The organism is Nocardioides albertanoniae (assembly GCF_006716315.1).
Classification (GTDB): domain Bacteria; phylum Actinomycetota; class Actinomycetes; order Propionibacteriales; family Nocardioidaceae; genus Nocardioides; species Nocardioides albertanoniae.
Map to the genome: position 1 here is coordinate 2,894,372 of NZ_VFOV01000001.1, position 22,949 is coordinate 2,917,320.

Consider the following 22,949-nt stretch of genomic DNA (forward strand, 5'->3'; position numbering starts at 1 on the left):
GATACTCCCGGCCCTTCGCCGCGCGTACGCTGACAACGCCGGTCGGGCCGGGAGTGTCGGAGCCTTACGGTTTGTGCGGTCTCAGGCGGTGGCGAGCTTGTAGCCGGCCTTTTCGACGGCCTGCTTCACGGACGCGTCGCTGATGTCGCTCTCGCTGGTGAGAGTGATCGCGCCGGCGGCGAGGTCGACGTCGACGTCGAGGACGCCGGGGATCTGCTCGACCTGGTCGGTGACCTTGCCGGCGCATCCGCCGCAGGTCATGCCGGCGACGTTATAGGTGGCGTTGGTTGCCATCGTGAAACCTTTCTGGTGGATTCCGTGCCCGGGTTGGGCCGGGTGTTGTGGTCCTGCCCCTCCGAGGGGCAGGTCCTCTGGGCCCCCGATTCGTCTCGGGAAGCCCAGAAGCGCAGGGTCAGGCGTTGACTGGCTCGGGCCTGGACACCTCTGTGGCGGCATCGGTGCCAGCTCGGGGGTCGCTGTTGGTCGCTCGGAAGCTGCGCAGCCGGAGGCTGTTGGAGACCACGAACACCGAGGAGAACGCCATGGCGGCTCCGGCGAGCATCGGGTTGAGCAGTCCAGCGGCTGCCAGCGGTAGGGCGGCGACGTTGTAGGCGAAGGCCCAGAACAGGTTGCCCTTGATGGTGCCCAGGGTCCGCCTAGAGAGCCGGATCGCGTCGGCGGCCACGCGGAGGTCTCCGCGGACCAGGGTCAGGTCGGAGGCCTCGATCGCGACATCGGTGCCGGTGCCCATGGCCAGACCGAGGTCGGCCTGAGCCAGTGCCGCGGCGTCGTTGACACCATCGCCGACCATGGCGACAGTCCTGCCCTGCTCCTGCAGTCGCTTGATCACATCGACCTTCTCCGACGGCATCACCTCGGCGATGACCGTGTCGGGGCCCGCATCGATGCCCACCGCGGTCGCAACCGCCGTGGCGACCCTGGCGTTGTCTCCTGTGAGCAGCACCGGGGTCAATCCCAGGGCGCGCAGCTGGCCGACGGCTTCGGCCGAGGTCGGCTTGATGGCGTCGGCCACGACCAGAACCCCGCGGGCTCGGCCGTCCCACCCGACCGCGACCGCGGTCTGGCCCTTCTCCGCCGCCTCGGTCATCGCCGTTTCCAGGGTCGGGGTCAGATACTGGGACCACTCGGCAAGCAGCTGCGGTCGTCCGACCAGGACGGCGTGCGAGGCCTCCCCGTCGATGACGATCCCCTGCACGCCGAGGCCTTCGATGTTGGCGAAGTCCTCCACTGTCGGCAGGTCCCCGACTCGTGCCGCCGCCCCCTTGGCGATGGCCTGGGCGATCGGGTGCTCGGAGGCGTCCTCCAGGGCGCCGGCGAACCGCAACAGCTCGTCGACGTCCTCACCGTCGGCGACGACCGTACGAACCAGGGTCATCTGGCCAGTGGTGACGGTGCCGGTCTTGTCCAAGACGATGGTGTCGACCTTGCGCGTCGACTCCAACACCTCGGGACCCTTGATCAGGATGCCTAGCTGGGCGCCACGACCCGTGCCCACCATGAGGGCGGTCGGCGTGGCCAACCCGAGCGCGCACGGGCAGGCGATGATCAGCACCGCGACGGCCGCCGTGAAGGCGGCGGCGATCCCGCCGCCGGTGCCTGCCCAGAACCCGAAGGTCGCCGCAGCCAGGCCGATCACGATCGGCACGAAGATCCCCGAGATCCGGTCCGCCAGTCGCTGGGCCTGAGCCTTGCCGTTCTGGGCGTCCTCGACCAGCTTGGCCATCTGCGCCAGCTGGGTGTCGGCACCCACCCGCGTCGCCTCGACCACGAGCCGGCCGCCGGCATTGACGGTGGCCCCGATCACGAGATCTCCGGGGCCGACCTCGACCGGCACGGATTCACCGGTCACCATGGAGGCGTCCACAGCTGAGGAACCTTCGAGGATCCGACCGTCGGTGGCGATCTTCTCCCCGGGGCGGACGACGAACCGGTCGCCCACGGCCAGTTGGTCGATGCCGATCCGTTCCTCGGTGGGGCCGCTGGGGCCGTCGCGGAGGACCGCGACCTCCTTCGCACCCAGTTCGAGCAGTGCCCGTAGCGCTGCGCCGGCGCGGCGCTTGGAGCGCGCCTCGAAGTAGCGACCCGCCAGGATGAACGTGGTCACGCCTGCGGCAGCCTCGAGGTAGATGTTGCCGGATCCATCGGTGCGGGCGATGGTGAGCTCGAACGGGTGGGTCATACCCGGGGCACCGGCCGTGCCGAAGAACAGCGCGTACAGGGACCAGCCGAGCGCTGCCAGTGTGCCCATGGAGATCAGCGTGTCCATGGTCGAGGTGGCGTGCTTGAGGTTGGTCCAGGCTGCCTTGTGGAACGGCAACGCGCCCCAGACCACCACCGGCGCGGCGAGCGTCAACGAGAGCCACTGCCAGTAGTCGAACTGCAGGGCAGGGATCATCGCCATCGCGATCACCGGCACGGTCAGGACCGCCGAGACGACCACCCGGTTGCGCAGGGCTCGAACGGGGTCATCCTCTGCTCCGGTTTCAGAGGTCGCCGTGGCCGGCGTTCCCTTCGGTTCCGGGAGTCGCGCGGTGTAGCCGGCCTGTTCGACCGTCTCGACCAATGCGGTCGGCTCGATGCCGTCGGCGTAGGTGACCTTGGCCTTCTCGGTGGCGTAGTTGACCGTTGCGGTCACGCCCTCGAGCTTGTTCAGCTTGCGCTCGATACGGTTCGCGCAAGAGGCGCACGTCATGCCACCAATCGCGAGCTCGACCTGGTTGCCAGGGACACCGCTCTCAGGTGTGACGTCGTTGAGCGCACTCATGGTCTTTCCTTCCTCATCGGGTGCTTCTCGTTGCGTAGGTCTGTTCGTTGAGTCAGTGGCTGTGCTCGCCCTGGTCGCCTGAACCAGAACCGCTGGGCTGGGCGGCGGGCGCAGTCGAACTGCCTTCGCGCGGCGCCGGGACAGGCTCGCCGGCCTGGGCGGTGAACTCGGCGGTGCGAACCACGCCGTCGTGCTGGAAGTCCAGGTAGAGGCGATACGGTCCGGCGGAGGGGGCGGTTGCGAAGAAGGTGATGTCCGGGCCGGGCTTGGTGGTGCCATCCCCGGGCTCACCGTCGGGGTGCACGTGCAGGTAGGCCAGGTCTCCCGAGCGCAGCGCCACCAGGTGCCCGTAGGCAGCGAGGTAGGGCTGCAGGTCAGTCACTGGCTGCCCGTCGCGGCTCACCGTCAGCGTCAGCTCCGAGGACTCACCAGGGACGAGTTGCCCCTTCAGCGTGACGGTGTAGCCGTCGACCTCCGCGGTCTGGCTGACCGGCGGCAGCGGCTCCGGCTCGTAGGCGCCCGCGACCGATACGTCGCCGCCCAGCGTCATGGTCTCGCCGTGTTCGGTGGCGCGGAAGTCGGCGAAGACCCGCCACGCTCCGGGTGTGAGATCGAGCTTGGTCGACCAGGTGCCCGCCTCATCACCTGACGTGGCCAGGGTGGGGTGTACGTGCTGGAACCCGCTCATGTCTCGCCGGACGGCGATGAAGTGGAGCTCCTTGTCGTGGGTGGGCTCGTAGTCGGTGACGGGCTGCTCGTCTGGTCCGGTCACCCGGAACTTCACTTGGGTTCGCCCTGCCGGCAGGATCGTCGAGTCCAGGTCCAGCGTGTATCCGTGCTCGGAGATCATCAGCCCGCCGGGCTGCTTGGCAGCAGCTCCGCCGTGGCCGGCGTGACCGCTGGCGCCACTGCCCGTGCTTTCGTGACCGGCCTCTTCGCGGCCTGCGTCGTGCTTCATGTCATCTCCTGAGTGGCTGGTGGTCTGCGCGGCTTGGCCGATGGGCCCGATGGCGTTGCCGACGCCGAATGAGGCGGCAAGGATGGCAGCGAGGGCGGCGATGAAGCCGCCGAGCTTGAGAGAGGTCTTCACAGGAGGCTCCTTAGTGGGACCAAGTCGGAATTGGCTGTTGAGGGCGATGCCGCGGAACGGGCACCGCGCTGTGGCTAGCTGGCGTCGGCGACTCGATAGCCGGCTTCATCGACGGCCGAGCGAATGCTGGCTTCATCGAGCGGCGCGTCGCTGGTCACGGTGAGTCGGCCGGTGGCGAGGTCGATGTCGACATCGGTCACGCCACTGACTTCGCTCACCTCTTCGGTGACCGAAGCGACGCAGTGGCTGCACGTCATGCCGACGACGGTGAAGTTGGTGGTGTGGACTCCGGTGGCCATGGTGGGTACTCCTTAGGGGTAGTGGTCTGGTTGTGCGGTCGAAGTCTGGGGATCAGGAGCGGACCAGGCGGCCGATGGCGTCGGAGGCCTCTTTGATCTTCTCGTCGGCTTCCGTCCCACCCGCGGCGGCGGCCCGCATGAGGCAGTGGCTGAGGTGCTCATCGAGCAGGGCGAGGGAGACAGACTGCAGTGCCTTCGTCGTCGCGGACACCTGCGTGAGGATGTCGATGCAGTACTTCTCTTCCTCGACCATCCTCTGCAGGCCGCGCACCTGGCCCTCGATGCGTCGCAGTCGCTTGAGGTAGTCGTCCTGTCGATGCATGTAGCCGTGCTCGTTCTGGTGCTCGTGGCTTTCCATGTTCATTCCTCTGCTGGGCCGATGCCGTCTTCGTTTGCCTCAACACCATACCCCGGTATGGTATGCCCGTCGCGATGAAAGGAACCATACCCCCCTAAGGTACGGATGTCTACCGTGACAGACCGGACCAGCAACGCAGAAGGAGCACCCGCACATGACCGACAGCTCGGCACCGCAGCCCAGCAACCAGGCCAAGCCCACCACCATCAAGACAGTCGACAACGGGCCACTCCAGATCAAGGGCCCAGCGCAGCTCGTCGACCACGACGGCAACAGTTTCAGCACGAGCAGAACGATCTTCCTGTGCCGCTGTGGCGAATCCAGCAACAAGCCGTTCTGCGACGGCACCCACGCCAAGATCGGCTTTGCTGCCAGCCAGCGTGCGACCCCAGCGCAGGATGACCAATCTGTCCAGTCCGAGGGCCTTCGGGCCGGTAGCGAGGAGACAGCCGCCAGCTGAAGGCACATCGGCCTCTGGCCCGACGGGACGGTTCGCGTCGGGCCAGAGGAAGTGTTCCGCGAGAAGTGGTTCTGCCCCAGGACTACACTCGTCGGTCGACTCTCGGTCGGGGCTCGCGGGGCCGTGCGGATACTCCATGTGGTGGCAAGACCGGGGCCCGCCCCGGACCTTCACCGCGTATCCGCCGTCCCGCCCTGCTTCCATTGCGGTGCCGCGATCGACGAGGGGCTGCGTGTCGACCGACCGGCCGGGTACGGCGGCGCCTCGAGGCGAACGGTGTCGCCGCCGCTTGGGCGGCGTCACTGCTGGATCCGTGGGCGGCTGCGATGACCGGGGCCAAGACGAGCAGAGCCGCGGCGGTCACGCAGATCCCTGTGATCAGCACGCCGAGGGACGGGCTGAGCAGCGCCATCGCGCTCCCGGCCAAGAGCGGGCCGAGGAACTGCCCACCGAGCAGGAAGCTGTTGGCGGCACCGACGTACCCGGCGCGTTCGTGGGGGCCGGCCTTCTGGGAGGCGTACAACATCAGCGACTGTGCCAGTGCCGCGAAGCAGAATCCCTGGATGAATCGCAGCGGTACCAGCGCCGGTAGCCAGCCCACCATTGCCTGGACGAGCACGGTCGCGGCCGTGACACCACTCGCGATGACCAACGTCTGCAACGGGTGACCGGTTCTGTCGTTGACTCGGCCCCACCACAGTGAGCCGACCAGGGTTCCGGCCCACATCACCGCATGTAGCCCGCCCACCCACGGTCCGACCTGCTGCGGATCGGGTACCAGCTCGGTGAGGAAGGCGGCATAGATCGGGATCAGACCGTAGACGCCGAAGAATGCGAGGAATCCCCCGGCCAACGGGATCCAGCCGATCCGCGCGCACACGGACACGAGAGCGGCGCGCGCAGGTTCGGTCCCGTTGGGTGGTCGTCTTGGATCGTGGGGGTTCCGCAGGCGGATCGTGCAGACACACCCGAGCAGCAGGGCCGCGAGGGCGATCCCGATCAGGAGCGGTCTGAGATCACCGGTGGCCACCAGGGTGCCGCCGGCGACCGGGCCGGCCAGGGCGCCGGCGGCGGTGGCGCTGTAGGAGCGTCCCAGTGCGCGACCCCGGCTGCCCTCGGAAGCAGCCGACCCCACGTACGCCGCCGCGGCCTCGACCACCCCGCCCAACGTGCCTTGCACGATCCGGGCGGCCAGCAACGCCAGCGGGCTGCCGGCGGCGGCCATCAGAGCCATCGCCAGACACAAGCCCGCCAGGGCGCGGACCACCATCCACTTGGGACCGATATGGTCACCCAGCCGACCCCACAGTGGCGTGGTGATCGCCAGCGGGAGGGCGGGGGCCGCGATCGCAGCCCCCGCCCAGACCCCGACGGTGGCGTCGGAGGCGCCGAGTGAAGCCATGTACAGCGGCATGATCGGCACCAGCGCCATCAGCCCGGCGGTGTTGACGAACTGGGATACCCACAGCAGCCCCATGTCCGTCCGCCGCAGGGTCAAGTGCTCAGTCATGCCCGAGTCGAGGCATCCAGTCGCTGATCAGATGCGCCGCCAACGGTGGAGACCATCTCGAGCCACTGGTCGTCATAGACCAGGTCGAGGTAGCGCTCCCCCCGGTCCGGCAGCACCGTCAGGATGCGGCTGCCGGGCGGTGTGGTCGGCAGGAACTGCGTGATGGCTGCGACCACCGCACCCGAGGAACCGCCACCGAGGACACCCTCAGTGGCAACCAGGTGCCGGCAACCCAGGGCAGCTCGGGCATCGTCGATGTGGACCACGTGGTCGATCTCCGTGCGGCTGAGCAGCTCCGGGACCCGGCTGGCGCCGTACCCGGGGATCTCACGCGGACCCGCTGGGGAACCGAAGATGACCGACCCGACCGCATCGACAGCCACCACCTGCATCGCGGGATAGCGCTCGCGAAGGCGTCGAGCCAGCCCCAGGATCGAACCCGTGGTCGACACGGCCGCCACTAGATAGTCCACCGGGGTCTGGATCGCCTCGAGGACCTCGCGGCCGGTCGTCTCGTAGTAGGCGCGCCAGTTGAGATCGTTGGCGTACTGGTTCACCCAGACACTGTCCGAACTGGCATCAGCCAGCTCCTGTGCCCGCCGAACCCGAGTGTGCAGATAACCGCCGCTCTCGTCGCGCTCGGTCACCAGCTCCACATCCGCGCCGACGGTCTGGAGGAGCCGAAGGTTGGTCGAGGTGGTCTTGGGGTCGACCACGGCGGTGAAGTCCAACCCGTGAAGCCTGGCCATCGTTGCCAGCGCGACCCCGAGGTTCCCGGAGGTGCTCTCCACCAGCCGCATCCCGGGCCGCAGTTCACCTGAGGCCAGTCCAGATTCGATGATGAAGCGGGCCGGCCTGTCCTTCATGCTCCCCGCGGGGTTGAGCATCTCGAGCTTAGCGATCACCTCCCGATCCGGGTCTGGGAAGCAACGTCCCAGACGCAGCAAGGGAGTGTTGCCGACGCACGTGGTGAGGGAGTTGTGGATGTTTTCGGGCATGCCAAAGTTCCTTCGTTCATGAAGTCGAAAGTGCTTGAAGAGGGGCAGGAGGGCGTCGTCAAGAAACGACACCGGGCTCCTACACCCGCTGCACGCCGAGTTCGCGAACGAGATGCGGGGTCCATCGCGGCAGATCAGCAGGCCGCTGCGATTCGATGAGACCACCCTGGCGCGGAACTACCCACAGGCACCCCAGCGCCGGAATCAACTCCGAAGCAGCCACCCCAAGACGCGACTGAGTGATCTCGCCACACTCCACCTCGCCATGGGGGTGCTCGACCTTGATGACGTCGACCTCACCAGCGGGGCCGCCGTCGCCGACCGACGGCTGATCAGAGGACCGGTCGTGATCATGCTCGACCGACCCACGATCAACCCCATCTACATGGGCGACCGACAGCGCTGCGGACTCGTCCACAGACCCCGCGACGTCATGACCGGCATCGCCGTGATGCCCGCTGTGCATGCTCAGCAGGTGCACCGCAAACACCATGGCAGCAACCAAAGCCACCACCACGCGCGGCCGACCCCCAGAGAACGGGAAGGAACGGAAACGGGAGGCGAACGCCGAGTCAGCCCGCGAGCCCATACGCCTCCTTGCGTCATCATCCTTGATGGTCCGGCGCAGCCAAACTAACAGTCGACCCTGAAGAAACCCTGACACCACGACGTGACATTCCGCACTATCCGCAGGCGACTCTTATCTGTCAGTTCTCGTCGCGTCTCATCCATTTGCTTCGTGAGGTGGTTCTCTCGTGCCTCGGCCTCGTACGTACTCCAGCGATCGATCTCATGTCGGCACCACCGTTGCCTGCACCATCGTCGAAGGCGTGATCGCGGCCATCGCCAGGATCCTCGCCGAGACGATCCGAAACAGAGCAGGCTGCGCGACTCAAGGCCGGACGTACGTCGCCTCGCCCGGGTATCCGAGGGCGATGGTGCGCTCGCCGTCCGCACGGTCGAGCAGGACCACGATTGGTGCCCTGCCGGAGCCGTAGGGGCCGACACCGACGTACTCATCGCCGGCCATCGGGAGTCCGGTGAGGTCGCCGAGTCCGCTCCTGGTGTCGCTGGTGACCTGTTCGTAGACGACGAGTTGTCGTTCGGCGCCGGTGGCCTTGACCGCGGCCTGGAGGAGTTCGGGCCGCTGCGCGGGGAGCCACGGAATGACGACGGCCGCGCTGCCGCCCGCGAACCGCTCAGCGTCGGCCTCAAGAGTGATGGTGCTGTGCCCAGGGGCCCAGTCGACAGCGGCGACGAAGCACGCGGCCCCGCAGCGGCGGAACCGCAGCTGATGTTCGGTGGCATCCGAGGCGGCGAGGTTGCCGACGAGGCTGTAGTCCTCGGCGGCCGCTGGGTCGAGGCCGCCGGTCGTATCGGGTGTCGAGAGACGGATCACGAGCTGGCCTTGGCTGGCGGTGGCACCGATACCGATCCACCCGGCGCGGTCGCCGACGGCGACGACAGGTCCGACGGCGGGCGGCGGGAATGGCAGGGGCAGGTCCTTTGGGGCCGGTGGCGCGAGCGCAGTGAGCGCGGCGGAGGTGACCAGGACGCAGGCCAGGACCACGGCTTCGATGCGTACCGCCGCCAAAGGTTGGCTCCTGCGGCGGGCCATGTGCCAGCGGGCATACACCGCGAGGGCGAGGGCGAGCGCGACGAGGACGAGCTTGGCGATCAGCCAGCGGCCGTAGGTGGTGCCTGGGATCACCGAGGGCACTTCACCAAGAGGGATCACCACGAGCGCGGAGAGAGTACCCGCGGTGACGACTACGACCGCCAGCCACAGTGCAATCCGGGCGTAGGCGACGATGATGGCAAGAGTGGCCTGCCCCGCGCGGCGTCGAGCGAAAGCGATGCGGACGACGTGGATGAGGGCGCCTACCCAGATCACGGCCGCGATCAGGTGGACCGTGACCACTGCCGCGCCCCACCCGGGGAGCATCGCGTCCGGGTGGGGCGCGGAGGCCCTCCAGTACGGCCACCCCGACCGTGAACGCGACAGTGGGCACGACGACGGGCGGGGCAGTGCGTGCCGTTCGACGGGCTACCAGCAGGAGGAGACTGGTGATGCTCAGCAGGAGCAGTTCGAGTGCGGCGAGCCGTCCAGGCCCGGAAGCGAGCATGGACGACACCGAAGGGTCTAGGACTCCCTGGACGAGGGATCCGCCGCCAGCCTGAGTGAGAGCGAGGCCGAGGGCACCGAGCGCAGAGATGAGCGCCCCCTGCACGAGCCAAGGGCGCGGCGTCGGGACGCCGACCGCGGTACGGCGTAGGAGCCCGTCCCCCACGACACCGCCAAGGAACAGCGCGAGGCCGGCGAAGAGCAGCCATCTGAGTGCGGTGATGAGTCCGGCAGCGCGAGTGCCAGTCGTGACCGCGGCCTGGCCGAGGCCGACCCCCGAGCCGACGGCGAATCGGAACTCGCCGGTCATGGTGTCGCCATCCTTGGCAGTGACCAACCACTCGACTACGTACTCGCCCGTGTCGAGATCGGTACCCACCGGCGCCGTCACGGTCTGCCCCTGATGCCCGGAAGTCACCTGTCCGAGCGGCACCGTCGCCCCATCAGGTCCGGTCACGGTCAGGGTCGATCTCGTCAGGACCACGGGCTGATCGAAGACGAGCTGGACCTCCGGCGGGGAGTCGGGAACTGCACCATCGACTCTCGGCGTGGTGAATAGGAGCGTCGCGTGTGCATGCGCCGGCGTCGCGAAGACGATTGCCGCAACGAGGACGAGCAGCAGGCTCGCCAGGGCCCGCCGCCCAGCCCCATGGCGAGGCCGGGTCAGGGGGCGCACAGCAAGGGTCGGGATGTGACACAGCCGAAGGCCGTTGCTGGCGGTGGCGGCCCCAGGAACGACGACGGGATCGTCGCTTGTTGGATCCTGCAAGAGAACGTCCTAAGCGTGAGCGCGCGCTTGCTGGGCCCTGGCCCCGACACGCAACCTCCGATTATCTACTATCTGCGATAGTAACCGCCTCCTAGGCCACGCACCTCGATGCCCTACCACCGTGATCGGAGTCTTCTTGAGCACCACCTTGACGATCAATCTGCGGGCGGAGTGGATCTGGTGAACCTCTGGGCTGTACTTCTTACCGGCCTCCTCGCTGGCGGCGTCTCGTGCGCCGCCGTCCAAGGCGGCCTCCTCGCCGGGCTCGTCACGCGACAGCAGCGCGCCGAGGCGGCAGCGACGCCCAAGAAGGGCCGGACCCCGCAGGACGGGCCGGGCGCTACCGCGACGGCGATCTCGCAGCCAGCCGGCTCCTGGCGCGGACAGCTTGGCGATGACCTTGCTCCGGTGGCCGGATTCCTGGCCGGAAAGCTGGTATCGCACACTCTTTTCGGGGCCCTGCTCGGTGCCCTCGGCTCGGCCATCGAGCTCTCCGCTCACCTGCGCGCAACCGTCCAGATCCTGGCCGGGCTGCTCATCGTCGCCTTCGGCCTCGCCCAGCTCGGCGTGCCTGGGTTCAAGGGCTTCACCCTGTCTCCCCCGGACTCGTGGGTACGCCTCGTCCGCATCCGCGCCCGCTCCACCAGCGCCTTTGCCCCGGCCATCCTCGGCTTCGCCGCCATCCTCATCCCTTGCGGCGTCACCATCTCAGTGATGGCTATCGCCATGACGACTGGCTCGGCCTGGCAAGGCGCCACCACGATGTCCGTGTTCGTCATCGGCACCGCTCCCCTGTTCACCCTCATCGGGTACGCCGCCAACAAAGCCGCCACCTCTTGGAAAGGTCGACTGGCGACTGCGACCGGCCTCGTGGTCTTCGCTGCCGGGTTGTACACGTTCAACAAAGGGCTGACCCTGATGGGCTCCCCGTTGGCGGCCCAGAACCTCACCCGCGCCGTCGGCATCGGCCAGGCCGCCGCTCCGGACGCCTCGACGGTCACAGTGACCGAAGGCATTCAGACGGGCGTCATCACGGTCACTGCCGGCCGTTACAGCCCCGCGAACTTGGCTCTGAAGTCCGGCTTCCCAACCACCCTGATCTTCCGGTCGCAAGATGCCTTCGGCTGTGTGGCCGCGCTCGAGGTCCCCTCCGTTGGCGTGCAGGCGGTGCTGCCAGCAACCGGCGACACCCCGATCGACCTTGGCGTCATCAAGGCCGGCCAAATCGACTACTCATGCTCGATGGGCATGTACTCCGGCACCATCACCGTCACCTGAGACAGAGGAGAGACCCGTGGCGACCACCACTCACACCTGGCGCGTGTCCGGAATGCACTGCACCAGCTGCAGCATCCTCATCGACGAAGCCGTCGAAGAGCTCGACGGCGTGACGTCCTCGACGACCTCGCTGAAGAAGAAGCTCACCACCGTCACCCTTGACCCGGCTGTGTGCGAGCCCGACCGAGTCGTCGACGCCATTCGCGACGCCGGATACGAGGCCACCCCTGCAACCGAACACGACCTCACGCCGACGCGGCGATCATGGTTCCGACGGCGCGCCACGTCATGATAACCCCGACGAATGGCCGCTCGCGGACGAGCCTGTGGCCGGTCCACGCCTTCAGCGCCTTCTTGCTCGTTGGGTTCGCGCTTGCAGCGCTCGGCGCACGGACCTGCATATGAACACCCCGACCACGCATCGCCTCGCGGTCCGACTGACTATCGAGCCACGCGATCCGTATCGCTGGGTCACCCTCGGCGCGACCGGACTCGTCACCCTCGCCGTAGCGATGGCCGTCTTCGGCCTACCGCCGATCGATCTGCACCCGCCGACTCACTGGTTCGGAATCATGGACCCACTCTGCGGCGGCACCCGCGCGGCCCGCTACACAGTACTCGGCCAGTGGGCAGCAGCCTGGAACTACAACCCGCTCGGGATCCTCGCCGTGCTGGCCGTGAGTGCTCTCCTGCTCCGCGGCGCCGTCGGCCTCGTGACCTGCCGCTGGCCGACACTCCGGGTGACCTGGTCACCCCGCGCTCGCCAGATCATGATCGCGGTGGCGGTCATCCTGGTTGTCCTGCTCGAGGTCAGACAGCAAGGTCGAGCAGAACTCCTGATGGACGACACCTTCACCTTCGTCGACTATCCCCTCTTCTGACGCCAGACCCACCTCCCTCGCGGCTTCACCTGGCGAGGGGTCCGGCGGTGCGATGGTCAGCGTGTGCAGACCAGGAGGCTGTACGTAGATCCATCGCGGTCGATCTCGAGCCGCTCGACGACGAATCCTGCCTCTCGGAGTTTGCCGATGACATCGTTGATCGGGCGCAGCGTGAAACTGTGCTTGGCGAACGGTTGAGCGGCCATCCAGTCCGGATCAGCAACGCCAAGAACGCCGCGGCCATCTGGAGCAAGGACCCGTGCCAGCTCAGCGAACGCAGGTTCCAGGTCAGCGATGAAGTAGATCGTGTTGAGGCTGATCCAGCCACCGAGAGTCGCATCGGCGATGGGAAGCGAAGACATCGCTGCCTCATACAGGACGAGTTGTCCCGACTGCAGTTCATTCCTGAAAGTCCGGCGTGCACGCGCGAGCATGTCGGTCGACGGTTCGATCCCCTGCACCCGTCCGTCCGGGACCGCCGCAAGAAGCAGCTCGAGCCCAACGCCGCCGCCAAAGCCGATGTCGGCCACCGTTTCGTTTCCTCCGAGTTTGAGGGCATTGACGGCGGACTCGGTTGCGGTGCGATTGCCCTTGTTGAGGAGGCGTGCGACCACGGCACCGAGTGGTCCTGCCGGGCCGCCGAGCTGGCGGCTGAGCATCCGAAGCGCAACGTCGGGAACGGGGATCTTCACGCCGCCACCATTACACGGCCCGCCAAGCGAACCTTCGTCGAGCAGCGACCAATCAGACGAGCAACGAGCGCACCCGCGTTCCCAGTGAGACGTGGCGGGCCACATCTCAGACATTCGGTGCGGCGCCTCAATCCGTGACTGATCCGTGCGTATCGATACGAAGACAGTGTCCGGACTCGGGATCAACGGAGCGGGAACGACGCCTCGACAGCCCGCAGCAGCACGAAGACGAAGGCGAGCAGCAAGGCGCCGTAGAGGCCGTGGGTGAACGAGAGCCAGCCAGTCGAGCAGTCACGAGTCCCATCTGGGCTGCGAGCCGTACGTCGCCGAACCCGACCAGGCCGGCGTTCAAGATCTGTCGGTACTCCAATCAGATCCGACGCGGTCCTGATCCCGAGTCGCGTGATGCTCGGCCGGGCTGGATACGGCACCGACCTGTTACCGGATCCACAGCGCCAGGTGAAGGTCCAGGCCTTGCGGACTCTGCCCCGTTGACCGCTATCGGGCGAGCTTTGCCGCAGCCGCGGTGACCACGGGGTCGAAGACGGCGTGGTCGCAGGTGCTGTCGTCATCTCCAGCCGAGAGTGTCATGACGATCAGGGCATGGCCGGCGTCGACGTACGCAAGCCGTGTTGAGCCGGAGCGACCGTCGCTCGCCGCCCATGCCTGCACGATCTGTACGCCTCGCACGCCCCCGCTGAGGCTGCAGCTACGCAGATGCGACTCGACGGTGATGCCGTCAGCGGCCACGAGGACGTCCGAACACTCGTGAGCCTGCCGCACGAGACGCGCGACGAGGTGACTAGCGTCGAGCTGACGGTCGGCGACGATCTCCTGCTTCAGCGTCATGTCACCACCGAATGACTGCCATGTCCCCTCGACGGCGACATCGGCATCGGCCCAGCGCGAGGCCTCTTCCAGCACCTGGCCTGTGGCCTCGCCGCACTCGGATTCCAGGCCCCCTGAGTCAGAGATCGAGCTGTCGCTACGGGCAGGCGCCTCCGTCGTACGCCATTCGCCGGGAAGGTCGCTCTCCATGAGCATCGCGCTCCTTGCGCCAGCCTCGGTGAGAGTTGCGCCGTCTTCGCCTGTTGCCAGTGGAGACGTACAGGCAGACGTCGCGGCCACGACGAGGGCGGCGCTGCTGAGACCACGTCGGAGATACATCGGCTGGCTCCATGGATCGCTGGGCGTTCCGCCGGTGCGGCGGATTCCTCAGCCAGGTGTCCCATTCACGTCGCCCACGGGCCGCCGGGCAGGTATGCGCACCTCATCGCCGAGAGCTGCCACGACCGCAGTGGCCGCGAGCACCGCAGGAGGACGTCATGACGATCCCGACCCAGATGAGCCTGCATGGGTTCATCGCCACCGTTCCGCATCTGACCTTCGGCGATACCGGCATCGCCCGGTTCTTCGCCCGCGTTGGCGTCGAGCACTACCGCAAGGAGGCCGACGGGAACTTCACCAAGCTCGATCCGACCTTCCACAACATGGCGATCTTCGGGACGAAGGCCGAGAAGGCGTACAACCAGTTCCAAGTCGGTGACCAGATCATCGCCTCGGGGTACGTCAACGAGTACCAGGTCGAACGCAACGGCGCCGTCGAGCAGCGCGAGGAGTTCATCGCCCGTCAGATCGGACACGACGCGCACCGCACCCGCTATACCGTCGCCCGCGGACCCTCGCCCACGCCGCCAACGCCTCCGCCAGCCACCCAGGTGCCCGCACCGAGCCTGCACGCGATCTGAGCGGCGCCATGTCTGATACCCCCGAGGACCCCTTCGAGCCCGATCCCGAGCCCTGGCATCCGCCTGAGGGCGACGCCGACGAACTCCCCACCGACCGCGCTGTTCTCGAGATCCCCGAACCCGTACGTCCCATCGACTGGAACAGCCTCAGCGCCGATGAGGCGGAGGCGGAGTGGCGCGATCTCGACGAGTGGGTCGACTGGCTGCGTCGCACCTACGGGCTGCCGGCCACGATCGTCCCTCCCCTGTGGCACCGCCATGACGAGCTTGTGTGGGAGCTCTCCGCGCTCCAGACCCACTGGCGTGAGTGCTACGACCCGAACTCCTCAGGCTCCGCGCCGCTGCAGTGGCATCACGACTTCACCGAGGCCCGCGCGCGGCTGCGTGAGTGGGTCTCCACCTGCGGCACGCGCATCGACCGCGACCGGCCAACCCGCCAGACGCCCTGGCCCGGTGAGGCGGACGCGGGCACCAGCGCCGAGAACCCGATCTCCAACCGCCGCGCCGACTTCGAACAGTTTCTGGCCGAAGACGCGGCCGCTCGCAAGAGCACGAAGTGAAACGTACGCCGCTCCATCACAGCCCACGCCCAGGACCGGCTTCTCCACAGGCCACCGGGTCGCGCTCCGTCAAGAGCGCACCGTCGCTCAGCCTGCACCTTCCTCAGCAACCACACCGCGAACGGAGACCGTCATGCTGCTCGCACACGCCGTCACCCTTGCCGAAGCACGCTCCTACCTCGCCGCGCTCGCCGACAACGCCCGCACCGTCGAGGGCTCCATCGCCTACGAACGCGTACTTCTCCAACTCGACCTAGTCCACGGCGACCAGTCCCCGGCACACGAAGAGATTCTCCCCGGTCTACTGGCCGCCAATCAGCTCTACGTCCTCGCGGTCAAGACCATCGAAGACCTCGTACGCCACGGAGTCGACGCCCTCCAGATCGAGCTCGTCCTCGCAGCTCTCCTCGAGGCCCGCGAGACCGACACCACGGTGAACGGCAGCACCGGGCGGTCGTGATGTACGGCGAGAACGGCGGTGAACTCCGCAACGCACTCGTCACCTTGCTCGGCCAGTACCGAGTCAACTACCGCCTGCTCCTCGAGATCAGCCGAACGCACCCGCCACATGCCACCGCGTCCCGACAGATCGAGCTCACCAGGCAGATCCTCCGTTACCGGCGGACCATACTGACGTGGTGTCACCAAGCACTCGAGCAGGCCAACCCGAACCCGAAAGCCGAGCGCAGCCCGGAACTCTATGAGCCACCGGACTGGCTGTGCAGAGCACTGACCCGACTGCGGCACCGCAATCCTGGACCCCTGCCATCCTTGAGCGAGCTCGCCTCTCCTCAAGAGATCGGCATTCTCGAAAACTGGCGCCGAGCGGCCAAGGCCGCAGCCCTTGCCGAGCACGACCTCGACGGCGGCCTCGGCGGCGGAATCCTCACCCACCGCGAGTGGCTCACCCTCGTCGGCGACATCGCCGACATCACCAAAGCCCTGCACATCCTCGACCACCGCTACCGCAACCTCCCGGGCTGGGAGCGCCTCAAGGGCGTACGCGGCCTCGACCAGCACATCAACGACTGCGCCACCCACAGCCAGGCGCGCTACGGCATTCCCGACTACAACATCGACTGGCGCGGGTGGCACCCACCACAGCCGGAGATATCCCCGGACGCCGACACGATCACCCATGTCCTCGCCGCCGAGCACCGCCTCCTCAGCTCCCTCACGACCGTCCCCTCAATGGCCAACCTTCGCCACCTGCTCCACTCCCAGCGCGAGCTCTCCAACCTTGCCGCCCTCCGCGCCCGAGACATCGCACCCGAACAGGCCGCCCAGTTCCGCAGACGCGAGCAGAACCTCGCCAAGGTCTCGAGAGCAGCCCGAGCCGCCGGAGGCCTGGCCGGCACCGGCGCCAGCGCCACTCAGCACAGCGCCGACGCCACACGTCTGCTCGTCACCATCCCCGTCGGCGCGATGATCGATGTCGACGCGCTCCGCAACCTCGACAAGCTCTTCCGCCACGTCGACAACGCCCTGCACCGGGCCATCGAGCACGGCTTCAACACCCGCATCTACCTCGTCCGCAACACCCTCCCCCGCATCGACCCCGCAGACGGCCTCCAGCCCCACCAGGCACGCCAGATCTTCGAGCCACTCCAGCGCGAAGGACGTACGCCCCTCATAGCCGTCGCACGTCGCTCCCTGCGCGCCGACCCAGTAAGGATGGCGCCGCCAGGGTATGCCGCGATCTCCCGTGCTGACCTCCGCAGCGCAGTCAACCATCGACGCAGGACCGGCGGGGCAACCTTTTAGCATCCGCCCGATTGCTCCAGCTCGAGGGTCGATGGTCCCTCGTAGTTCCCACTTTCACCAACCGTCAATTGCTGGTCTGGTGCGCCGTGGCGGTCTCCTGCGCGGCGTCGTGCAGCCACCTGACGCGGTCAATGACCCAAACTTGACCATCGCGATAGCGATCGATTCCATCGAGATCCTCAGCCGAATCCGTGCTCACGCCGGCCTCAGTGCAGGAGTTCGCCGAGCAACGTCGCGAACGCCGATCACGCCAGCCCAAGCTCCTCCGGCCCATACGCGGCGATATGACGCGTGTCCGGGCGTGGGGTTTCGAGCGCTGTGGACGAGGCGGGACCGCAGTCTCGCCGTGCGTACTTCAACGAACAATGGCCGCACCCAGATTCGGCATCGCCGTGTACTGGGGGAACTATGCGACCACTTGGAGGTACATCAGCTGGAAGCGTTTGCTGGCTGACCGAGGTCCGATCGACGACTACCCGGCTGAGGGTGCGGTCGCCGACTCCTCGTCGCCCAGATCATCAACAGGGTCGCGTTCTGCAATGTGGCGTTCCCAGTCGTCTAGAACGATCCGATACTTCCTCCGGAACGCAGCGCGCTCCCTCCGCCGCTCTTGCCATGAGTCTGCGAAGAGGTGTACGGCGAGGCTCAACGCGAAGTTGTACGCGTTGGCGTACTCCAGGTCGGTCTCAGCAGCATCCAGAAGCTTTGCTGTAAAGACCAAATGCTTTTGCCGCTTTCCCTGAGCGATGCTGAGTTGAAATAGGAGACTTCCCACCCGGCCTTGTGCGCGTCGAACGGCTTCCTGTGCATCATCAACCCGTGCGTTGAGAGCTTGGGTGGCTGGTGAAGGTGACTTCATCTTCAGCTGGTTGACGAAGTCCATCACGTCCGTGTCACGCGCGCGACTGTCCAGACGCTTCTGCAGCGTGACGCGAGCATCTTGGCGCTCTTGGACAGCCGCGACAAAGTCGCCGAGCAGCCTCCGAATGCGCTCGTTAGATTCTCGCCGCGCGCGATCCAAGTGAACGAGCCATGCTGTGCTGAGCGCAACCAGAGCGCCCAGGAGGGTGAAAGCAGGGCCAGGATTAGCATGAAAGAAGTGAATGATGCCGTGAGCAAGGTCCTGGATCAGCTCCACAGCCCAGAACCAGGCATCGCCGAGCCGCTCCGTCACCCAGCGCCCCGCCTCACCGAGTTGATCCCACACGCTACTGCCGGAGTCCTCCGTAGTCTCGGCCGTCGAAGCAGCCGAGGCAATAACTTGGGCCACCTGTAGCCAGGACGTCACGGCACTCCTAATGTCTGAAACGGGCACAGCGACCCAGCTAAGAGAAACCTAACGGGCGCAGACGTATCCCGACGGAGTTAGTTCCAGGTCGGAAGGATGTCCGCGACCGAAGGTGCTCCCTTGACCAGAGTGGTGCGCCAGTCGAGTTGGCCCTTCTTCTGCAGTTGGCCGATGAGGACGATGTACGCGATGCCGAGCTCGGCGGCCTTCTCCTCGGCCCACGGCCCGCTTATTCGTGCCGGGATGGACGGATACCCGTCGGGAAAGATCCAGTTGCGTCCGGAATCGTTCGCCTCCTTTTCCTGGGCCGACTCGTGCTTGTCGTCGAGGTTCTCGACGATAACCTGGTCGTTAGCGACGTGCCCGTGCAAGACATGCGCGATCTCGTGGAGCAGGGCGAACAGAACCTTGTCGAAGCGCTTGCCGCGCCCGGAGAGGCCGATGACTGGGTACTTGCCGACCCACATGGCGCATCCGTCGATCTTGGCGCCCGGGAGCGCTTCGACGTAGACCAGACGTACGCCCACATCAGCCAGCTGCTCGGGAAGCGTCGCGAAGTCCTCGGGGGTCTGGATCGTGCGAGGAAGAGCTGCGGCAAGCTCGGCAAGCCTGGCTGGCGAGTACTTGTCGACCGGCGGCTTTCTGCGTGCTTCGCGACGCACGCAGAAAACCCAGGCCCGCTGCAGGAGCGTGATGGCCTCGCCTTGGTTGGCGCGCTTCGCGGCGATCTCGCAACGGGGTTCGTCGTCGAGCGACGTCAGCTCGTATAGGTCCTGCACCTGGGGTTCGAGGTCGTCCAAGGTCACGCCCTTCAGGAACCCACGCTTCTGCAGAAGTTGGATTGGGCCGAGCCGGTTGAGGCGGGCGCGCCGGCGGACCTCGTCGAGCTTGGCCTGGGTCTTGACGTTCCTCTCCTGCTTCGCCAGCAGGTACTGGTCCTGAAGCCTGAGCCAGTACTCCGGCGACTGGGAGAGGGCCGCGCCGATCTGTGCGGCGGACTCCCGGGTGATCTCCTTCTTTCCGGTCACGATCTCCGACACGAACTGCGTAGGGCGGCCGAGGACCGCAGCGAAGTCCACCTGGGACCAGCCACGGGCGGTGAGTTCAAGGTCGAGTAGTTCTCCAACGGGTGTTTGGTCGATAGGGAGCGGGTCGTGGGTTGTGTTGCTCATCGCGGGGTTTCCGTCTCTGGAGTCAAGAGCCCGACGACCACAACGCCGTGGCTGTTGGTGTTCTTGAACGTGAGGTCGATCGTGCGGCCCGAACTCAATGTCGCCTGTGCCCTTACGGGGTCACCTGAGTCGTGGGGCTCGATCCGCAGCAGGCGCATGTTCCGCATGTCGTCTTCGACGTGCGCGGCACGAGCGCACTGAACAAGCCGGTGGAACTCCCGAAGTTCCTGACCGCTCCAACCCGCCGGCCGGAACTCGGGATCGGTGGCGAGGCGACGCAACTCCTCATCCAGGTACTCCCGTTCCACGCGAATGTTCTCCATCACCCATCGGCTGACGCCTGCACTGCCTTCGTTGTCTGGACGCTACCGGCCCCACCCGTGGAGCAATCTGCGACACGCCGATGCTAACTCGCATCATGGTCATCACCCAAAGGGTGAAGATGTATATGCTAATCTCATTCCAATGGTTCCCGCCCGGGGGCCCGTCGAGAGGAGGACTGCCATGACGGCAGCGCCCCAGGAGAAGATCACGCAGAAGGACAAGCCGTTCGAGGTGGCCATCAACGGCACTGAGATGTCCCTTGACCACAACGTGCTGACCTACGAGGAGCTCGGTCAGCTCGCCCACCCCGGCCACGACCCCGAGGCCAAGTTCACCGTCACCTACCGCAATGCCGACCCGTCCCGCGGCGGCCAGCTCAACGGCACCCTGATCGCCGGCGAGAAGGTCACGGTCAAGAAGAAGGGCACCACGTTCGATGTCCGGCTCACGACTCGTTCGTAGCAGCCCCGACCTGGCCCGCCTGGTCCAGGACGGCTTCGCACTACGCATCGTCAACGGGTTCCTCGTCATCGGCGACATCCCGTACGTGGACGACGCCGGTCAGATTCAGTGGGGTCACTTTCTCTGCCCCCTGGACCTGGCCGGCACCACCACGGCGCCCCCGGCGACGCACGTCATGTGCTTCGTCGGGGGCGTCCCCCGTGATCACAACGGCAATCCGATTAAGGACCTTGTTAACGACGGCGTTGAGAAGTGGTCGGCTGCGCCCGAGCTCACCGCGACCTGCGGGTTCTCCCAGAAGCCCGAAGGTGGCTACCGGGATTTCTACGAGAAGGTCACCTACTACACCGCCATGGTCATCAGCTCCGCCCAGGCGGTCGACCCTGACGTGCACCCGTACACATTCAAGCCGATTCAGACCGACGAGGACGACGGCGTCTTCATCTACGTTGACACGTTCTCCAGCCGAGCTGGCATCACCGAGCTCAACGACCGACTGGCCGTTGAGAAGGTCGTCATTGTCGGGCTCGGCGGCACCGGAGCGCACATCCTGGACGGGTTGGCCAAGGCGCCGGCGCTCACGCTCCACCTCTATGACGCCGACTTCTTTCACAGTCACAACGCCTTCCGTGCCCCCGGCGCAGCCACCCTCGAGCACCTTGAGGCCGGCCTGACGAAGGTCGACTACTACACCCAGGTGTATTCGGTGATGCGGCGCGGCATCGTCCCGCACGCGGTCAACGTCACCGCCGATAACGTTGTCGAACTCCTCGACGCCAGCTTCGTGTTCCTCGCCCTCGATACAGGCCAAGACAAGGAGGTGATTGTCGAGACTCTCATTGAGAACGGCATCCCGTTCATCGACACTGGCGTCGGCCTGAGCAAGCATGCGAACGGCGTTGCCGGGCAGATTCGGATCACCACCTCGACGCCCGGCCGCAGCGACCACATCGCCCGTGACGAGCTAATCTCGTACTTCGCGGGTCAGGACGCCGAGTACGACACCAACCTCCAGGTCGGCGAGATTAACGCGATCACGGCCAATCTCGCCATCATCCGGTACAAGAAGTGGCTGCGCTTCTACGCCGACGTCGAGGACGAGCGTCACACCGTGTTCGTCGTCAACTCTGGCGACCTTCACCATCGTTACGGCACCAGTGACAACGCCCATCCCGGCCGCGAAACTGGCCCGGTCGACGAGGGCCTGGATATGGACGGCGACCCTGATGGCCTGGTCGAGCACGTACGGAAGGTCGAGAGGGTGCAAGTCGAGGCCGAGGATTCGGGAGGGCAGGTTGCGTGAAGGCGATGATCCTGAACACCGTGTTCACGACATCCATCCCGGCCGCGCCGGACCCGGAGACCCTCTACGTCTCGCTCGAGTACCGTACTGCCGTTCACCTCTGTGCCTGCGGATGCGGTACCAAGGTTGTCACGCCACTCGGACCGAACGACTGGGTGCTCTCGTTCGATGGCAGCGTCAGCCTCCGCCCATCGATCGGCAACGGCCAGCAGCCCTGTCGCTCGCACTACTACATCCGTCACGACCACATCGACTGGTTGCCCCGCATTTCTGCTCGCGCAACCGACGCGGCGCTCGCGCGAGACCGAGCTGCCCACGTTCCTGTCGTGGTCGCGCCGAAGGCGCGATGGCGCCGCCTCTGGGACCTAGTACGAGGTATGAGCACCACAAGAGGGTGAACAAACATGGGCAAGCCGATCAAAGGCTGCGCTGTCGAAGGCCGGGAAGCCGCTCTCGTCACCGTCGTCAAAGGGAGCGAAGTCCAAGGCCGGAAGCACCCTGGGCAAGGGCTGAGTGCCGCCCGGGCGTCCGACCGAGCCATGAGCCCGGGTGGATGCCCAGGCTCAGCGTTGGGACGCGCTCGCTTCATCCTGCTGGCCGGCGAATCAGACTCATGAACCAACTCCGAACGCGATGATTGGCCTAACTCGCCCGGCGTCCTTCTGGGCGAATCGACGCACAACGGCCAACGCCAACGGTCAACTCCCCCGGCGACGTGGTCGTACACGTCACGGCTCTCGGGCTGGAAAGCCCGTCACACCTCTAGATCGAGTGTCGTGTATCCACGGAGAGGAGTAGACCAATGCCGACCCGACCCGCTCGATCTGCGCCGACAACTTTCCCACCGCCGCTTCTCAACGTCGACGAAGCAGCGGCGTACCTCAACGTGCCCCGGCGCTGGGTGGCGGACGCGGTACGTCAGCACCGGATTCGATACACGCGGATTGGGAAGCACGTGCGCTTTCGCATCGAGCACCTCGACGAGCTCGTTGCCGCTGGCGAACAACCCGTGACTGTGCCTAGCGAGGAAAGCGTCCTCACCCTCAGGCCCAAAGGGGCGAGCCGTTCGCGTCTTTGACCTTC

26 protein-coding genes and 1 pseudogene are annotated in these 22,949 nt (G+C 66.4%); 12 read left to right on the plus strand and 15 right to left on the minus strand.

Annotated elements, in window-relative coordinates; genetic code table 11:
• Positions 1–81 precede the first annotated feature (81 nt).
• From FB381_RS13915 to FB381_RS13935, 5 genes are all read right to left on the minus strand, one after another.
• On the minus strand, positions 82–294 hold the full coding sequence (locus FB381_RS13915; RefSeq protein ID WP_141780828.1) for a heavy-metal-associated domain-containing protein: 213 nt from the start codon (positions 292–294) through the stop codon (positions 82–84).
• Positions 295–412: 118 nt separating this feature from the next.
• Positions 413–2,785 carry a heavy metal translocating P-type ATPase gene (locus tag FB381_RS13920; protein ID WP_141780829.1) on the minus strand — a complete coding sequence of 791 codons (2,373 nt, stop codon included), beginning with the start codon at positions 2,783–2,785 and terminating at the stop codon, positions 413–415.
• A 52-nt stretch (positions 2,786–2,837) separates the two neighbouring features.
• On the minus strand, positions 2,838–3,875 hold the full coding sequence (locus FB381_RS13925) for a hypothetical protein (protein WP_141780830.1): 1,038 nt from the start codon (positions 3,873–3,875) through the stop codon (positions 2,838–2,840).
• A gap of 74 nt (positions 3,876–3,949) precedes the next feature.
• Complete coding sequence (locus FB381_RS13930; protein WP_141780831.1) at positions 3,950–4,174, minus strand: heavy-metal-associated domain-containing protein; 225 nt, start codon at positions 4,172–4,174, stop codon at positions 3,950–3,952.
• A gap of 52 nt (positions 4,175–4,226) precedes the next feature.
• On the minus strand, positions 4,227–4,532 hold the full coding sequence (locus FB381_RS13935; RefSeq protein ID WP_211352433.1) for a metal-sensitive transcriptional regulator: 306 nt from the start codon (positions 4,530–4,532) through the stop codon (positions 4,227–4,229).
• A 154-nt stretch (positions 4,533–4,686) separates the two neighbouring features.
• Here FB381_RS13935 and FB381_RS13940 point away from each other — a divergent pair, with 154 nt between their 5' ends.
• Positions 4,687–4,992: a CDGSH iron-sulfur domain-containing protein gene (locus tag FB381_RS13940; RefSeq protein ID WP_141780833.1), complete on the plus strand. Its 306-nt coding sequence runs from the start codon at positions 4,687–4,689 to the stop codon at positions 4,990–4,992.
• Between the two features lie 82 nt (positions 4,993–5,074).
• Here the strand turns inward: FB381_RS13940 and FB381_RS13945 are convergent, their stop codons facing one another.
• The 5 genes and pseudogenes from FB381_RS13945 to FB381_RS24595 form a co-directional block, all read right to left on the minus strand.
• A complete protein-coding gene (locus FB381_RS13945; RefSeq protein WP_141780834.1) occupies positions 5,075–6,502 on the minus strand; it encodes an MFS transporter in 1,428 nt (475 codons plus the stop codon).
• Positions 6,499–7,500 carry a 2,3-diaminopropionate biosynthesis protein SbnA gene (sbnA, locus tag FB381_RS13950; RefSeq protein ID WP_141780835.1) on the minus strand — a complete coding sequence of 334 codons (1,002 nt, stop codon included), beginning with the start codon at positions 7,498–7,500 and terminating at the stop codon, positions 6,499–6,501. Before sbnA ends, FB381_RS13945 begins: the two co-directional genes overlap by 4 nt.
• 79 nt (positions 7,501–7,579) lie before the next feature.
• Positions 7,580–8,089 carry a hypothetical protein gene (locus tag FB381_RS13955; protein WP_141780836.1) on the minus strand — a complete coding sequence of 170 codons (510 nt, stop codon included), beginning with the start codon at positions 8,087–8,089 and terminating at the stop codon, positions 7,580–7,582.
• Between the two features lie 303 nt (positions 8,090–8,392).
• Positions 8,393–9,421, minus strand: coding sequence for a CopD family protein (locus tag FB381_RS24285; RefSeq protein WP_246088111.1), 1,029 nt, complete (start codon positions 9,419–9,421; stop codon positions 8,393–8,395).
• A 499-nt stretch (positions 9,422–9,920) separates the two neighbouring features.
• Positions 9,921–10,301 (minus strand): annotated as a pseudogene (locus FB381_RS24595) (copper resistance CopC family protein); the annotation flags it as partial.
• A gap of 264 nt (positions 10,302–10,565) precedes the next feature.
• Between FB381_RS24595 and FB381_RS13970 the strand changes: the two are divergent.
• From FB381_RS13970 to FB381_RS13980, 3 genes are all read left to right on the plus strand, one after another.
• Entirely contained in the window at positions 10,566–11,672 is a 1,107-nt protein-coding gene (locus tag FB381_RS13970; protein ID WP_246088112.1) for a sulfite exporter TauE/SafE family protein, read from the plus strand.
• A gap of 16 nt (positions 11,673–11,688) precedes the next feature.
• Positions 11,689–11,964: a heavy-metal-associated domain-containing protein gene (locus tag FB381_RS13975; RefSeq protein ID WP_141780840.1), complete on the plus strand. Its 276-nt coding sequence runs from the start codon at positions 11,689–11,691 to the stop codon at positions 11,962–11,964.
• A gap of 109 nt (positions 11,965–12,073) precedes the next feature.
• Complete coding sequence (locus FB381_RS13980) at positions 12,074–12,553, plus strand: DUF2752 domain-containing protein (protein WP_141780841.1); 480 nt, start codon at positions 12,074–12,076, stop codon at positions 12,551–12,553.
• Between the two features lie 56 nt (positions 12,554–12,609).
• On the opposite strand, the gene FB381_RS13985 is transcribed toward FB381_RS13980, so the two are convergent.
• Both FB381_RS13985 and FB381_RS13990 read right to left on the minus strand, forming a co-directional pair.
• Positions 12,610–13,245, minus strand: a complete 636-nt coding sequence (locus FB381_RS13985; protein WP_246088113.1) for a class I SAM-dependent methyltransferase — start codon at positions 13,243–13,245, stop codon at positions 12,610–12,612.
• A gap of 498 nt (positions 13,246–13,743) precedes the next feature.
• Complete coding sequence (locus tag FB381_RS13990) at positions 13,744–14,289, minus strand: hypothetical protein (protein ID WP_141780842.1); 546 nt, start codon at positions 14,287–14,289, stop codon at positions 13,744–13,746.
• A gap of 281 nt (positions 14,290–14,570) precedes the next feature.
• On the opposite strand from FB381_RS13990, the gene FB381_RS13995 reads away from it, so the two are divergent.
• The 4 genes from FB381_RS13995 to FB381_RS14010 all read left to right on the plus strand — a co-directional run bounded on the left by FB381_RS13995 (position 14,571) and on the right by FB381_RS14010 (position 17,317).
• Positions 14,571–14,993, plus strand: coding sequence for a single-stranded DNA-binding protein (locus FB381_RS13995; protein WP_141780843.1), 423 nt, complete (start codon positions 14,571–14,573; stop codon positions 14,991–14,993).
• Between the two features lie 8 nt (positions 14,994–15,001).
• Positions 15,002–15,553 carry a hypothetical protein gene (locus tag FB381_RS14000; RefSeq protein WP_141780844.1) on the plus strand — a complete coding sequence of 184 codons (552 nt, stop codon included), beginning with the start codon at positions 15,002–15,004 and terminating at the stop codon, positions 15,551–15,553.
• A 133-nt stretch (positions 15,554–15,686) separates the two neighbouring features.
• Positions 15,687–16,013 carry a hypothetical protein gene (locus FB381_RS14005; protein WP_141780845.1) on the plus strand — a complete coding sequence of 109 codons (327 nt, stop codon included), beginning with the start codon at positions 15,687–15,689 and terminating at the stop codon, positions 16,011–16,013.
• 311 nt (positions 16,014–16,324) lie between these two features.
• Positions 16,325–17,317 carry a hypothetical protein gene (locus tag FB381_RS14010; RefSeq protein WP_141780846.1) on the plus strand — a complete coding sequence of 331 codons (993 nt, stop codon included), beginning with the start codon at positions 16,325–16,327 and terminating at the stop codon, positions 17,315–17,317.
• A 472-nt stretch (positions 17,318–17,789) separates the two neighbouring features.
• On the opposite strand, the gene FB381_RS14015 is transcribed toward FB381_RS14010, so the two are convergent.
• The 3 genes from FB381_RS14015 to FB381_RS14025 all read right to left on the minus strand — a co-directional run bounded on the left by FB381_RS14015 (position 17,790) and on the right by FB381_RS14025 (position 20,085).
• Entirely contained in the window at positions 17,790–18,524 is a 735-nt protein-coding gene (locus FB381_RS14015) for a hypothetical protein (protein WP_141780847.1), read from the minus strand.
• A gap of 158 nt (positions 18,525–18,682) precedes the next feature.
• Complete coding sequence (locus FB381_RS14020; RefSeq protein WP_141780848.1) at positions 18,683–19,777, minus strand: XRE family transcriptional regulator; 1,095 nt, start codon at positions 19,775–19,777, stop codon at positions 18,683–18,685.
• Entirely contained in the window at positions 19,774–20,085 is a 312-nt protein-coding gene (locus FB381_RS14025; protein ID WP_141780849.1) for a hypothetical protein, read from the minus strand. Before FB381_RS14025 ends, FB381_RS14020 begins: the two co-directional genes overlap by 4 nt.
• 196 nt (positions 20,086–20,281) lie before the next feature.
• Between FB381_RS14025 and FB381_RS23920 the strand changes: the two genes are divergently transcribed.
• The 4 genes from FB381_RS23920 to FB381_RS24600 all read left to right on the plus strand — a co-directional run bounded on the left by FB381_RS23920 (position 20,282) and on the right by FB381_RS24600 (position 22,944).
• A complete protein-coding gene (locus FB381_RS23920) occupies positions 20,282–20,563 on the plus strand; it encodes a multiubiquitin domain-containing protein (RefSeq protein ID WP_170225157.1) in 282 nt (93 codons plus the stop codon).
• Positions 20,538–21,866 (plus strand): ThiF family adenylyltransferase, encoded by a 1,329-nt coding sequence (locus tag FB381_RS14035; RefSeq protein WP_141780851.1) that lies wholly within the window; start codon positions 20,538–20,540, stop codon positions 21,864–21,866. Before FB381_RS23920 ends, FB381_RS14035 begins: the two co-directional genes overlap by 26 nt.
• 5 nt (positions 21,867–21,871) lie before the next feature.
• Positions 21,872–22,264, plus strand: coding sequence for a ubiquitination-like system serine protease family protein (locus FB381_RS14040; RefSeq protein WP_141780852.1), 393 nt, complete (start codon positions 21,872–21,874; stop codon positions 22,262–22,264).
• 404 nt (positions 22,265–22,668) lie between these two features.
• A complete protein-coding gene (locus tag FB381_RS24600; protein WP_141780853.1) occupies positions 22,669–22,944 on the plus strand; it encodes a helix-turn-helix domain-containing protein in 276 nt (91 codons plus the stop codon).
• Positions 22,945–22,949: the final 5 nt, after the last annotated feature.